Annotated in this window: 11 protein-coding genes and 1 pseudogene; 4 read left to right on the forward strand and 8 right to left on the reverse strand. The window is 39.5% G+C overall.

Annotation, left to right across the window (positions count from 1 at the left end):
• Window positions 1-206: 206 nt before the first annotated feature.
• On the reverse strand, window positions 207-989 hold the full coding sequence (locus J7I80_RS05660) for an REP-associated tyrosine transposase (RefSeq protein ID WP_214736456.1): 783 nt from the start codon (window positions 987-989) through the stop codon (window positions 207-209).
• A 393-nt stretch (window positions 990-1,382) separates the two neighbouring features.
• Between J7I80_RS05660 and J7I80_RS05665 the strand changes: the two genes are divergently transcribed.
• A complete protein-coding gene (locus tag J7I80_RS05665; RefSeq protein WP_214736458.1) occupies window positions 1,383-3,437 on the forward strand; it encodes a M14 family zinc carboxypeptidase in 2,055 nt (684 codons plus the stop codon).
• Window positions 3,438-3,562: 125 nt separating this feature from the next.
• On the opposite strand, the gene J7I80_RS05670 is transcribed toward J7I80_RS05665, so the two are convergent.
• The 3 genes from J7I80_RS05670 to J7I80_RS05680 all read right to left on the reverse strand — a co-directional run bounded on the left by J7I80_RS05670 (window position 3,563) and on the right by J7I80_RS05680 (window position 7,067).
• Window positions 3,563-4,021 (reverse strand): chemotaxis protein CheX, encoded by a 459-nt coding sequence (locus tag J7I80_RS05670; protein WP_214736460.1) that lies wholly within the window; start codon window positions 4,019-4,021, stop codon window positions 3,563-3,565.
• A 219-nt stretch (window positions 4,022-4,240) separates the two neighbouring features.
• Window positions 4,241-5,584 carry an S-layer homology domain-containing protein gene (locus J7I80_RS05675; RefSeq protein ID WP_214736462.1) on the reverse strand — a complete coding sequence of 448 codons (1,344 nt, stop codon included), beginning with the start codon at window positions 5,582-5,584 and terminating at the stop codon, window positions 4,241-4,243.
• A 232-nt stretch (window positions 5,585-5,816) separates the two neighbouring features.
• Window positions 5,817-7,067, reverse strand: coding sequence for a DUF5068 domain-containing protein (locus J7I80_RS05680; protein ID WP_251027622.1), 1,251 nt, complete (start codon window positions 7,065-7,067; stop codon window positions 5,817-5,819).
• Window positions 7,068-7,524: 457 nt separating this feature from the next.
• On the opposite strand from J7I80_RS05680, the gene J7I80_RS05685 reads away from it, so the two are divergent.
• On the forward strand, window positions 7,525-8,085 hold the full coding sequence (locus J7I80_RS05685; protein ID WP_214736464.1) for a hypothetical protein: 561 nt from the start codon (window positions 7,525-7,527) through the stop codon (window positions 8,083-8,085).
• Between the two features lie 18 nt (window positions 8,086-8,103).
• Window positions 8,104-8,445: a hypothetical protein gene (locus J7I80_RS05690; protein ID WP_214736466.1), complete on the forward strand. Its 342-nt coding sequence runs from the start codon at window positions 8,104-8,106 to the stop codon at window positions 8,443-8,445.
• Window positions 8,446-8,725: 280 nt separating this feature from the next.
• Here the strand turns inward: J7I80_RS05690 and J7I80_RS05695 are convergent, their stop codons facing one another.
• The 3 genes and pseudogenes from J7I80_RS05695 to J7I80_RS23620 all read right to left on the reverse strand — a co-directional run.
• A complete protein-coding gene (locus J7I80_RS05695; protein ID WP_214736467.1) occupies window positions 8,726-9,340 on the reverse strand; it encodes a hypothetical protein in 615 nt (204 codons plus the stop codon).
• A 181-nt stretch (window positions 9,341-9,521) separates the two neighbouring features.
• Window positions 9,522-10,931, reverse strand: coding sequence for an S-layer homology domain-containing protein (locus J7I80_RS05700; protein ID WP_251027623.1), 1,410 nt, complete (start codon window positions 10,929-10,931; stop codon window positions 9,522-9,524).
• A gap of 15 nt (window positions 10,932-10,946) precedes the next feature.
• Window positions 10,947-11,087 (reverse strand): annotated as a pseudogene (locus J7I80_RS23620) (S-layer homology domain-containing protein); the annotation flags it as partial.
• Between the two features lie 456 nt (window positions 11,088-11,543).
• Between J7I80_RS23620 and J7I80_RS05705 the strand changes: the two are divergent.
• Window positions 11,544-12,047 (forward strand): helix-turn-helix domain-containing protein, encoded by a 504-nt coding sequence (locus tag J7I80_RS05705; protein WP_214736472.1) that lies wholly within the window; start codon window positions 11,544-11,546, stop codon window positions 12,045-12,047.
• A 573-nt stretch (window positions 12,048-12,620) separates the two neighbouring features.
• Here J7I80_RS05705 and J7I80_RS05710 read toward each other — a convergent pair.
• Window positions 12,621-13,226, reverse strand: coding sequence for a hypothetical protein (locus tag J7I80_RS05710; RefSeq protein WP_214736474.1), 606 nt, complete (start codon window positions 13,224-13,226; stop codon window positions 12,621-12,623).
• Between the last annotated feature and the right edge of the window lie 24 nt (window positions 13,227-13,250).

Genomic DNA, 13,250 nt, shown 5'->3' on the forward strand with positions numbered 1-13,250 from the left:
TAAAAGAAAATAATTAAATTATTTTCAAATATTACCTCTATTTATTCTAGTCCTAATTTTCAGTCTAGTCAATTCATCCTAGACAAAAAGTGAGCAGGGGGACGGTTCTTGTGCTCACTTTTGTAGGGTGGATGTTAGCAGGGGGACGGTTCTACTGATTGATTTTTGAAAAAACAATCAGTAGAACCGTCCCCCTGCTTGCAATCTCAAAACCAGGCTTTTTTGATTAAACTGGGAGACACACCTAGAATCCTGGATGCCTGGCGCTGCGAGAGTCCTTCTATTAATTTTATTTTCTGGAGGGTATCATTTCTCTCGGACTTTGGCAAACTCTTAATTTGCGGGATCATCATATTGCCCAAAAGTAGATTCATTTCCTCCCTTGCCTGCTCATCGGTTAGCCTTCTTCTTTTCCATCCCTCGTCCATGCATTCATCCTGACTGCTTTGCTCGTTGAATTCCTTGAACTTTTCCCGCGCGACTGTAGGGTCCTCCGATATCATTTGAAGCACCTTTTTACTATTAAGTAAGTCATCAGGGTAATTCTTCTGACCGCAATAAGCCGGATAACTGCTCCACGCCCAGCTATCAATCCGCTCTACGATTCCTGCCTTTACCGGATTCTGGTGTATGTACCTGATGACAGTCATGAAATAACGCCTATTCTCTACATTCTCACTTCTAAAACGGTCCTGGAATAAATGTCCTGAGGTTTGATACTTGAGGTTATAATACGCAGCATAGCTAACGGTGATCCGTTTCATGGTTACCGAAAGTCCTTCTTCCCCTTCCTTAACGAGGAGGTGAAGGTGATTGTTCATCAGGCACCATGCATAGACACTCATACCTGATTCATCTTTGTACTTTTTCAGGATATCCAGGAACTTCTTATTGTCACGATCATCATGGAAAATTTCCTGCTTATTGGCTCCTCTCAGCATGACGTGATAGATACCGTTTCTACTTTTAATACGGGGTTTACGGGGCATAATGGGGGTCACTGCCTTTCTGATTTGAGGTAGATAGGTTTCTTAAAGGGAAAAAAGATAGTTTAGAAGAAATGCTGGATGAATAGATTGGTGAATGGTTTACTAGGGGACGACGCAAGAAGAAAAAACTAATGGCACAAAACAAGGTTGAAATGGATTATACTATACTAAGTATATCACTTTCTATAATATTTCAGCATATTATTTCAAGCACTAGAACCGTCCCCCTGCTTCGTTATTATGCTGGAATACCGATAGTAGGTGTGTTGGTGTTGGTCTGGACATTTGCAAGCAGAGGGACGGTTCTCCTGATTGTTTTTCCCTCGTAAAACGAGCACAAGAACCGTCCCTCTGCTCACATTTGCTTACATAATTAATTAAAAGGGGTTTGTTATGCGTATTTTTTTGTCTTTGGTTTTATTGTTTTCTATTTTTCAGCCGTTGAATACCGAGGCTGCTGTCTGGGATGATGGTGTGTATTCGTATGAGGATGTTTCTAATGAGATTAAGAGATTGAAAGGTACTCATCCTGATCTGGTGGATTATCATTCGTTGGGGAGAACTACTTATCAAAGAGAGGTCTGGGCGGTAAAGCTCGGTAAGGGGAAGCGAACGGTTTTCCTTAATGGTTCTCACCATGCCAGGGAGTGGATCACGACTCAATTAATTATGAAGATGATTGAGGAGTATGCTAACGCGTATCAAAAGAACTTGCTTGTCGGTAAATACAATGCTCGTGATATTTTAGATGAATACACGATCTGGTTTGTTCCTATGGTTAACCCGGATGGCGTTACGCTGCAGCAACGGGGGCTTGCTGCTTTTCCAAAAGAGGTCCATTCTAAGTTAATTGCTATGAATGAAGGAAGCAGAGATTTCACCCGTTGGAAAGCGAACGCTAATGGTGTTGATCTGAACAGACAGTACCCTGCCAACTGGGAAAATCCAAGTGAAACCAGTAAACCTTCCTGGGCTGGTTATAAGGGGCAAAAGCCTTTTCAAGAAAAAGAAGTACAATACATAAGAGATTTCACCAATAAAATCAAACCTGATATTGCCACTGCCTATCATACATCGGGAGAAATGATTTATTGGTATTTTTACAATAAGGAAAAATTGAGAGATTATAAGCTTGTAAAAGAGCTGAGCAATATCACCGGATACCGGATCATCGGCACGGATGTAAAGCCGAGCGGCAGAGGTTATACAGATTGGTTTATTAAAGAGTTCAATAAACCAGGCTTCACACCAGAATTAAGTCCATATGTCGGGAATCGGCATGTGCCTCAAAGCAACTTCCCGAAAATCTGGGATAGAAATAAAACAGTCGGCTTATGGATGGCAGCCAAAGCAGGAGAAATTTTTCCTGAGAAATCAATTTATCTAAGCGCTAAAATGAAACTCGACAAATCTTACACTCTCTATAAAAGTCCATCTTTCGACTCCATCACGTCGAATAAAATAGCTTCAGAGATTGTGAGTGCAAAGAGGAAACAAGGAAATTGGTATCTAATCGGGACTTCATTCGGAGATCGCTGGATTTATGTTTCGAATAATGAAGGTATGTTATATGGACAGAACTTCTGGGATGTGCCTGTTTCTTATTGGGCACGCGAGTCGATCGACTATACATATGAAAATAATTACATGGTAGGAAATGGTCCTTATTTTTTCCCTAATAACTCGGTTACAAGGGCGGAAGCTGCCGCGGTCATCTCAAGGGTTTACTCTCTGGCAGCGCCTCCGGAATCCGTTAAAAGCTTTACGGATGTCCAGCAATCGTATTGGGCATACAGTTACATTGAAGCTGTAAATGCCAAGGGTATTATGAATGGGACAAGCAAAGGCGTATTCAGCCCACTTGATCCTGTGACGAGAGAGCAAATGGCAGCAATGATAGCAAGATTATTTGGCGAGGAAATACCGGATGTTACCGAAGCTCCATTCCTTGATGTCAGTCTCACTGCATGGTCAGCCGATTCCATCGCTTTTGTAAAAGAACGCGGCATTTTCATGGGAGATGGCCAAGGTCTTTTCCATCCACAGAACAAGTTATCACGTGCTGAGTTTGCTGCTTTAATAACGCGACTTAAAACAAAATATAATCTACAGCCAAACGATAACGCAGAGGAAACTCCTGTAGAAGAAGAACCAGGAGAAACTGAAACACCTACAGAGGATGCAGAGGAAGTTATCGACCAACAAGAGCAAGTACCGGTGGAGGAAACACCTTCTGAGAATGTTGAGGTAGATCCAGGACAACAGGAACAAACTCCAGTGAACGAGACCGTGGTAGAAGAAACACCATCTGAGGATATAGAAGAAGTCCCTGCACAAACAGAACAAACTCCAGTGGACCAAACTGTGGGTGAAGAAACACTTTCTGAGGACAAAGAAGAAGTCCCTGCACAAGAAGAAACACCAGTAGATGGACAAGAAAAACCTTAACACAGGGACGGTTCTTCTGCTCACTTTTTATAATATCTTGCTAAAAATCCGAGCCATAACAGATAAGGAGGAGAACACCGAAACGTGTTTCTCCTCCTCTTTATTAAAGCCCATTCTCTGAACTTCTAATATTCATGCAAATAATAAAATTCAACCTGATGATTATTCTGCAGAAGAGTTTTTATCAATACACCCGAACGGTATCCTGATATCCTGGCGTTCCCTTGTATTATGGTTGGAGCTGTGATATCGGTTGAAACGTTTATTTTCGACAGCATAATTGAAAAGTTTCCGCCGATCATGTTTCCTAGCTCTCCTGTAAATGACTCAAGCATAGCTCCCTCCAACCTCATGCCATACATCATTTCACTAATCCCTTGAAAAGTGTCCTCCACACCACTAAGAACTAACTTCCCTTTTATGTCTCCAGTAAGGCCTATTATTACTCCCATATGAATTTCAACAGCTAACTCGTTTTTTTCTCTTATCTCAGTATTAGTAACACTCGGTAAAACAGCTCTCACAGCCTCCTCCAGCCTCTGAGCATGTTCAAGCAAATGCAAAGTCCTTACATCAATAGTCACACCACAGTACCCCTTTGTTGTAAAAATATAATCATGACTTTAGTACTGTTTATATCGTGCGAATCAAAGAAAACTTTAGTTAAAAAGTTGCAGAGGGACGGTTCTTGTGATTGTTTTCTACCAGAGAAATAAAACATAGAAAAAGAGGTTGAAACCAAAATTCCTTTATGGCTGCAACCTCTTAATTTTGAAGCAGTAGAACCGTCCCTCTGCTCACTTTTATTCCAAAATCAACACTTCTTTAACGTGGCCTGTTGGTTTTAGGTTTGTGTCATAGATTACGAGCATGATGTGGAATTCCCCTGTGTTGCCTTGTTCTCGAAAGTTGGTAAATGCTACTGGGGATGCTCCATGGCTTTCAGTGATTTTAAAAATTCTATCTCCTTTTGCTAAAATGGCATCATTGTAGGTAAAGTCTGAAAAACTGCCGTGAACAGAGTAGTATGCGCCTAAAGCTTGGAATTTTTCCGGTACTTGAGCATGGATAAAGTTATAACCACTATCACTTTTGGAAACCTTAATAAAACCTTCATCATCAATTTGTGAGGATGGTGTCTGTGCTATCATTTTTGGATGAAGCGTGACTATGTTTTCCTGATAAGCAACTGGCTTTTTATTTTTGTCATAAAAAATAACCGTTACGTATCTTTTTAAATCTGTCAATTCATCGCCTTCAACATTATAACCAATTGATGCGTTGTTCCCTATTTTCTCTATACGGCCAGGATTCTTTATAAACTTCTCTATGGCAATAGGTTCATAGGAATAATCCCACGAAAAGTACTCCATACCCGGCTCAACAGAATCCCGAAGAAGAGCAAACTGGAAATCAGATTTAGCTCTCACGACTATATGCGCTACATTTGTCCCCCAGTTAAATTGCCTTTCCGTATCGATCTCTACTAAATCGACTTTACGAAGATTTAAGGCCGCGCCTGCTTTAAATCTGTCATCCAGAGTTCGTGCCAGCATTACTGAGAAGTCTACTCTCGTAATTACCTTGTTTGGTCTAAAGGTTTTATCACCGAAGCCAGTGGTAATATTATTTGCCGCTAACAATTGTATGTCATCATAAGCGAAATGGCTTTTTTCTACGTCCTTGAACTCCCCGTCATATGTACCAGTCAACTCATATGCTTTGCTTAAAATTGATGCCATCTCACCGCGAGTCAGCGGCTTTGAGGGCTGCAAGTGTTTATCCTTAACTACCTCAGCTAAAATTCCTTCCCCCATCAGCACTTTTACTGCCAGAAAATAAGGACTTTTCTCAGGCACATCCTTTAACCCCGGATTCGGATACTTTGAAGAATCAGCCTTAAAAGCACGGGAAATCATGATAACAGCTTGTCCGCGGGTAATGTTTTCACCTGGGCGGAAGGTACCATCATTAAAACCGCCGATCACACCTTGTTCGACCAAAAATGTTATCTCATCTAGGGCCCAATACGAATCAGAAACATCCTTAAATTTAGACTTTGCAAAACCAACACCAGACAAAAGCACGCTACCCAATAAAACAAATAAAACCATTAAACTAACACTCTTTCTAATGAGCTTTGGCATACTAATCCCTCCCAAATATACATGGTACAATTTTACTATACCAAGATTGAGAAAAACAGCTGTATCTTATAAAATTTCCCAATTTATCAAGCAGAGGGACGGTTCTTGTGATTGTTTTCCACCGCAGAAATACAACATAGAAAAAGAGGTTGCAGCCATATCTCCTCCATGGTTGCAACCTCTTTATTATCCGTATTATTTGGAGCAGTAGAACCGTCCCTCTGCTCACATCTTATCTTGGCAGGTTGAATGTGGCGGTTTTTCCTTTGAAGGCTTCGTTGCCGTCTTTCCCAATGAATGGGCCGAATTCTAGTGTGAATTTCTTGTACAGGTCGAATTCGTCTTTTCTGAATAGGAAGACGTGCAGTTTTTCTCCTTGCTGGCCTGCTGCTATTTCAAGTGGCTGGCTTGGCTCGGCAATGCCCTGGCTGAAGTAACGTGCACGGTTATCGTCAATATTCAAGATTGTGCCAAGGTTGGTAATGCTGACTGCCTCGCTTGATTGGTTATCAATGTTCACTTTCACTGTCAGTGCAGTAATGCCGTTTTGACCGAAGTCAGTGAACATCTCTTTGTTCGTTTCTGTTGGGATGATTTCCGTGTACTGCACACCGTCAAGCGTCACCTTTACATCGCCAATTTGCTGTGTTTCATTGATTCCGCTTTTCTCGAAAATCATTTTCTTGTCAGCCCAGTTATCAGAAGTCAGGCGATCCTGGTAGAATTCCTGCTGGGAGGCAACCTGCTGGGATTGCTCGTCGCTGTAGACGAAATCAAAGGACTGGGAGTTTTGCAGATAGCTATTTTCAAAGCTATCATTATCAGCGATACCGCCCTCAATGATGTATTTCGGCTTAACGGTCTTCATTCTCTCAAACTCTTCATTCGTCAAAGCAAAAGTCACCATTCCAGATACCTTTTCCTTTGGCTCGTATAAGGTAAAATCATCTTGATTCTTCTTGATCATATTAATCTTCTGTTCTTCTGGAATCAAGCTACTCCCGTCTGACTGGATGAAATCAAAATCATTCGTCAACTGCAGACGGTGGTAGTTTGAATACCACATTTTTTTGTCCGTTGCGTTATCAATTGTGACTTTAGCGGTAATGACATATCCTTCAGTTTGATCGTCAAACCACACTTTCATGCTATCATTTATGTCAGTCACCTTGGCAATTTCATATCCATCGACCGAGACTTTAAAACCATTCATATCATGAGTATATTTAGCATCATTGTTTGTGAAGATAACCTCTACATTTCCCTCTGTTTCCTCAGCGATCGCCGGGTTTAGTTCGCCACTGGCACTAGCTGACGACTCAGCCTCTGAATCTTCTTTTTCCTCTTTATCCTCTTTTGCTTCTTCCTTGTCTTCCGTTTTCGGTTTCGTTTCAGCCTCTGCCTTTGAAGCTTTTTCTTCATTACTACAAGCACTCAGGATAAGCATAAGTGAAACGATAATCCATAAGAACTTCTTCTGCATTCTTTTCACAACCTTTTCTATTGTTAAGGCTTTTATACAGCCAATGACTTTTCCATTATATAGAAAAGGATGAGCAACTACCTAATGATTTACATTAATTTTCCAAAAATGAGATAAAGGACCTATTTTCCTGATTCTGATTCCCAAAATGTTGCAGAGGGACGGTTCTAGTGATTGTTTTTTGCCGATTTGCACAAAAAAGTCTGGAGCTCCTTTTAACACATGCAAAAGAGGTTGAAACTTAGCCGTTTCAACATCTTTACATATTTTCAAGCAGGAGAACCGTCCCTCTGCTCACCTCTGCTTACTATTTTCAAGCAGGAGAACCGTCCCTCTACTCAACTTTGTGTTATGACTATAGGACTGCCTTTTTTGAAAAATAATTACAATTTACACATATTTTAGGTAAAATTATCTATATTGTTATTAATATGGAATTATACCACTGGAGGTTATTATGGCAGTTAGAAAGGTTCAAAGCTTTGAAGATCAAGTTAAGTTTGATAATATATGGATTCCTTCCTGGTTGGAACAAGGGTATGAAATAGAATCCTATATTATAAAGGACTTAGAGAGATTTATTTTTTATAACAGCAAGGGGGATTATGGGAGTTTAGAATTAATACCGTATTCAACCCGAACAGATTGGCCCATCAATTCGAACTTTCCTTTTCACGAATTTATTGAATTAGATAACAGTAAAGTGTATGAGATAGAGAAGTTATCCATAAAGATTGATTCGAGAGGGTCAATGAAATCGTTATTAGAAATTGTTTATTTCATAACTACTTATTCATTTAAAAATAATTTGGATTATTGTATCTCGTTATTAAACCCAGACGTATATGATGCGCTAGTATGGAGATTCAAAGTTCCTGTAAAACGGTTATTAAAACACGGTTACGAAGACCTGCCATATTATCCTTCTGTTATTGATGTTAATGCAGCAAAGAAATCAATTTTGGGTCAAAAAGTTTTAAAGCAGCTAAACTCAAGCAATCTAGTTAAACAGGTATAGTGGGAGTAAATTGCTGCCATGGAATTCCTGATTACATATAAATGGTTAATCCTAATATCATTTGAAGCTTTCGCCTGGCTTGCAACTTTTTACATGTTCTATGCAAGATATTGGCTACAATCACATACTCAATTTTTATTATCCCTAACCTTAGCTGGACTCACCGGTTATGTACCGCATATAACCCTTGGAATACTGGATTATATAAACTCCGGTAAGATAAGCTTCTTCATCATTTCTATCATCACCATACTCATAATAGGAGCAACATTAGGCAAAAAATACATAAAACAAATCGATCAATCAATCCAACAATGGGCAATACAAAAAAAGAAAAAAGTTGCAGAGGGACGGTTCTAGTGATTGTTTCTGGATCCATGTTTCAAACAGAAAAGAGGTTGAACCAGGATAATCACTGGCTCAACCTCTTTTATTTTTATATAATAAACTTTTTCAAGCAGAAGAACCGTCCCTCTGCCAATTATTTACGCCAAAAACCATACCTTTGAAACCACTTAAAACTACAATACCGAAGATAATGAGCCACGTTGTATCACTTCGGCCCGCTGCCTCTCAAATGGCCTTGGTATCAGACATAAATTTACTAACTACTCTTTTTAAACCAATTAACCCATTGACCTTAGAACCACTTCCATTGCCGCCAGATTACATCCCCAATGTATTCTTGTTCGACTGTATGTTTTAGCGTCCAGCGAAAATTATCAGCATTTTCAAAATCGCCAGTGACGCATCCAGAAGTAAACTGGTGACAATTATCCATAATTAAATTGTAATCACGGCTGTTCCCAAGCATCTGATTCGCCCGATCGCCAGCATAATTAAAACCAATCGCATGACCCGTATCAGCATCACATGGAAACCAGATTTCTGGATTAAAGGTTGTAATATGGTTCGTAAAACCTTTTAGACCAACCCTTCGTATTTTGCCCTTTCCCTCAAGGTGAATAATTTGATTCCCTCCCACATATATTCCGGAGTGATCCATTGTGCCAAATCCTAGTTCACAATATACCACCGCGCCATATGCAGGCGAGCTAGCAAACTTATGTCCATCTTTACTTTTCGAAAGATGTTTCTCAATGACTTGAGGAGGAATACCCGTTGTATATTTAAAAGAATCTGCACTTATATTCTTCGTTGCTTTCGACACATTTTCTGACACTTCTTCAAATAGACCCTTTATTCCTCCGCTATTTCCTAACCCTCCATTAGCAAGCCTATTCCAAAAACCCATGCATAAGCCCCCTTCATTCTCTTTTAATCTAGTTCTTTAGTAGTACTCATTTATAGATTCTACAAACTCTAAGAATTCCCTTCATACTAGGCAACGGTAAGCATGGGGGACGGTTCTACTGCTCACTTTTTTGGTGTCCGGCCGGTGAAGAGTTAGCACAAGAACCGTCCCTCTGCCCACTTTATTCTTTCATTTCAAAGAAGTATGTGGTGTATTGGATGGTTGCTGGTTGTCCGTCTAATCTTTGGAGTCCGGTGATGGTTATTTTGTATGTGCTGTTTTCATAGGTGTCTACTTCGCCTGGGCGGAAGATGATTGCCGTGCTGTATCCGAAGTTTTGGTTTTCTACGTTAAAATAATTGTCTTCTTCTGTGACTGTGTTGTGGGACATGTCCAGGTTCCATTCTTTTTCGTCATTTAACCTGATTAAATGCACTTTTACATCGCTTGGATTTGGTGTTTTAAAATGATATCGATTGAGTTGGACGGACCAGGCGTCTGTTTTATGTAAGAATTGATATGGAAAATATCCTTTGGCTGGCCAGCTTGTATAATCCCACTCATTGAGCCCTTCTACTCTACTTTTATCGAAAACTTGCATTGCAGAGAATATGCCGGACTCGGAAGCAGCCATACCGAAGCCGACTTTCCCCATGTACTGGCTAAGGATCCATCTTCTGTGACCCACACGATCGATGTTCGACATATCGGAATCGCTCATGTATCCTGCAACGGTGAATGCAAGGGGACTAGATATTTCCATGTTCCTTTTTTTAAAAAACCACATTGGCGATCCTTCATAGAATTGAAATAAGTTACTACTAGACGTAGATTGATAGCCTTTATGGAAAAAGTTCTCGTCCATATTCATAGGTTTTTCGGGATGATGTGATAAAAATCCATTTGCAGCTGTAACTACTGCCCCATATTGGGAGAGTTCATTCAGGGATGAATCCTCTACGACCGTAGGGAGGCCAGATAAATAACGGACAAAATTGGTCATCTTGACACCATCGTTGATGAAATCATCATTTAATTTTCCAGGTGAAAAAGGAGACTTCACGATCGGATTTATTTCATATGGATGACCTTCATATGTAGGTTTATACTGTTGCCATTTTTGATTAATCTCATCCTGGTCATGAAAATAATCGTTGATTTCAACAGCAGGTTTCGGCAAGGATTGCGGCAATCTAAAGCGTTCGTCTAGAGTCCTGGCCAGAAACGCAGCAAATTGGACCCTGTTTAATGGTTGTTCGGGTGAAAATGTATTTTCAGTCGTCCCAGCTGTTACCCCATTTGCGACAAGTTTCTGGATGTACCGGTACGCCCATTGGTCTTGCTCTACATCGGAATAATCAATTGCCGTTGTACCGGTGAGATCAAAAGTCCTGACCAGAATTGATGCCATCTCGTCCCTGGTTACAGGGGCATTAGGATAAAAATAACCCTCCGGACGGACGATATCATAGAACACACCCTCATCCAGCAAAGTCGTGATTATCGAATAATATTTGCTTCCCGCCTTAATATCTTGCAATCTTGGATCAGGTCGTTCCTTGACTGGAAAATCCATGGCTCGATCAATCATTATTGCCACCTGGATTCTGGTCAAAGAATCTGCTGGCCTGAATGTCCCATCATGATAGCCAGCTATAATCTCTTCTGATATTAGAAAATCAATTTCCCCTTTCGCCCAGTAATCGGAAGGAAGGTCTTTAAACCATTGACTTGCTTCCCCTTTCACCCCAAACGAAAAAAACAGCAAAATAATAGATAGATAGATAAATCAAGATTCTTCTCATACACCCACACCCTTATGTGTTTTTCATGTTACGGTCTAACAAACTATCATTATGTAAATTATACCAATAAAGTATTTCTTTGTACCTATGAATTTCTCGAAATAAGCAAGGGTAAGCAAGGGGACGGTTCTCCTGCTCATTTTTTTGGTGTCCGATCAGTCAGAAGTAAGCACAAGAACCGTCCCTCTGCTTCCTCACAATGTTCGCTCGCTTGTATGGCTCTAACTTTCCCAATGAATACTTTTGCACAAATGTTCTATAAATGTTTATAAAAGGGAATAGGCAGAATATAAGAGCCGAATGCTCTATTGGGAAACGAGTACATAGAATAAAAGGTTTAATGCTTATATTGGAGATTAACAGAAAGAATGTAACCATGAGAGGGGGCTAACTAAAAAGTGGAAAAAGCTAAAGAATCTAAAAAATACGGGGAATTTCTAAAACATCATAGGTTAACCAGTGGGTATGCAACCCAGAAAGTTTTAGCAGAAAAAGCAGGACTCTCCACAGCAACTATCTCCAAAATTGAATCTAACTATCAATGTCCTGAACCAAGAACCATCCAGCTTCTTTCAGAACACTTACATTCAACTAATTTCGAAGAATTAATGAAAGCCTTCGATTATCCTTCTACATTAAGTGATAGTGGTTTAAGAGTTGATTACCCGTTATTCAGAAGAATCGATACATATATCAGTTATCGGGATCAGATAAGACAATTAGAGAATAATATTTGTATCTATCAAGAATTAATTTCCCAACAACCCGATTGCATATTTAAAGAAAGCCTAATGAAAAATCTAAATCAAACAATTAGTGACCTTGAAATTTACAAACAAAAGATTTCAGGTATTGAAAAAGAGTTAAGAAATGCAGGCGTTCAATTTACTCCTCCAAGATGATTGGAAATCAGGAAAAAGCAGGGGGACGGTTCTCCTGCTCACATTTTTGGTGTCCGGCCAGAGAGGAGTTAGCACAAGAACCGTCCCTGTGCTCAACTAGCAATCCAGCGCCTTTATCATTTGAGATAAATAATAGTTTTTGCACTTGGTTTTGTGCTTTTATGTATGATTCTATGATCTCTTCATCTGGGGTGCTTCTTAAGCCAAATTGTCTAATCTCATCTGATTTTGCCCCCTCAATTATCTTTAATGTTCCTTGCCGCTGGTATTCTTCAATTATATCGAATGATAGTTGAGCTCTTTTCCTGGTTATTGGGTCTGAATTCCTTTTTAAAACCGTCTAATTCCTGAAAAACTATTTTGCTAAGATTAATTGTGCTGTTTTTGTTATTTAACAAAGATACACCATATTTGTTTTATTAGCAGAGGTAGCAGAGGGACGGTTCTAGTGATTGTTTCTTGTCGAGCCGAGACAGAGACTCCTTTCAACACATTCAAAAGAGGCTGAAACAAAGTATTTAAACCTGTTTCAACCTCTTTTGTATATTTCAAGCAGTGGAACCGTCCCTCTGCTCACATTATTTCCTGAACAAGTGTATCAATATCTTGAACATTAGATATCCCTCCTTCAAAAACATTTGCCCAAAGATCAATCTTCTTTTCATCATCAAAATGGATGATGTAATTACCGTTAAAAGACTCTCGATACGGAGAATTTGAATCTTGGGATATGGAATAGGAAATCTCAACCCCTGTTATATCTGTGCTCCAGAAATACTCTTCGTTTTTAAAACTCCAAAATGTATCAAAGGTAATTTTCTCTTCAGTAATCACAATGGCATTGGTGATTCCTAAATATAAAAATGGCAAGGAAATCAGTATAGGAAGTATTGCTAATTCTAGTACCAATCTCGAATTCACCTTAAATTCCTGAAAGGATTTTTTCTTAATTCCTTTTTTGATAAAAAAATAGAACCCCCATGTAATGAGTCCATAAACGAGAGCACAAAAGAAAAAAACATAATAGGCACTAATAGGAATGAAGAAAAATATTGCATCTTCAGTATGGTATATCAGCTTGGTAATAAAATAGAAAAGAAAAAACCACACGGCTGAAAAAAGACCAAATGATAGAAAGAACATCCACCATTTTTTCTTTTCGGACTTATCTTTTTCCACTATATCTCCCCTCATTCTTTAAAA

This window comes from Bacillus sp. ISL-41, assembly GCF_018613235.1.
GTDB lineage: Bacteria > Bacillota > Bacilli > Bacillales > Cytobacillaceae > Mesobacillus.

Coding starts and splice junctions, on each gene's coding strand:
- J7I80_RS05690 (WP_214736466.1), top strand. CDS start 8,104: ATGGAATTCCTGATTACATATAAATGGTTAATCCTAATATCATTTGAA.
- J7I80_RS05665 (WP_214736458.1), top strand. CDS start 1,383: ATGCGTATTTTTTTGTCTTTGGTTTTATTGTTTTCTATTTTTCAGCCG.
- J7I80_RS05700 (WP_251027623.1), bottom strand. CDS start 10,931: ATGATTGATCGAGCCATGGATTTTCCAGTCAAGGAACGACCTGATCCA.
- J7I80_RS05675 (WP_214736462.1), bottom strand. CDS start 5,584: ATGCCAAAGCTCATTAGAAAGAGTGTTAGTTTAATGGTTTTATTTGTT.
- J7I80_RS05660 (WP_214736456.1), bottom strand. CDS start 989: ATGCCCCGTAAACCCCGTATTAAAAGTAGAAACGGTATCTATCACGTC.
- J7I80_RS05685 (WP_214736464.1), top strand. CDS start 7,525: ATGGCAGTTAGAAAGGTTCAAAGCTTTGAAGATCAAGTTAAGTTTGAT.
- J7I80_RS05695 (WP_214736467.1), bottom strand. CDS start 9,340: ATGGGTTTTTGGAATAGGCTTGCTAATGGAGGGTTAGGAAATAGCGGA.
- J7I80_RS05680 (WP_251027622.1), bottom strand. CDS start 7,067: ATGCAGAAGAAGTTCTTATGGATTATCGTTTCACTTATGCTTATCCTG.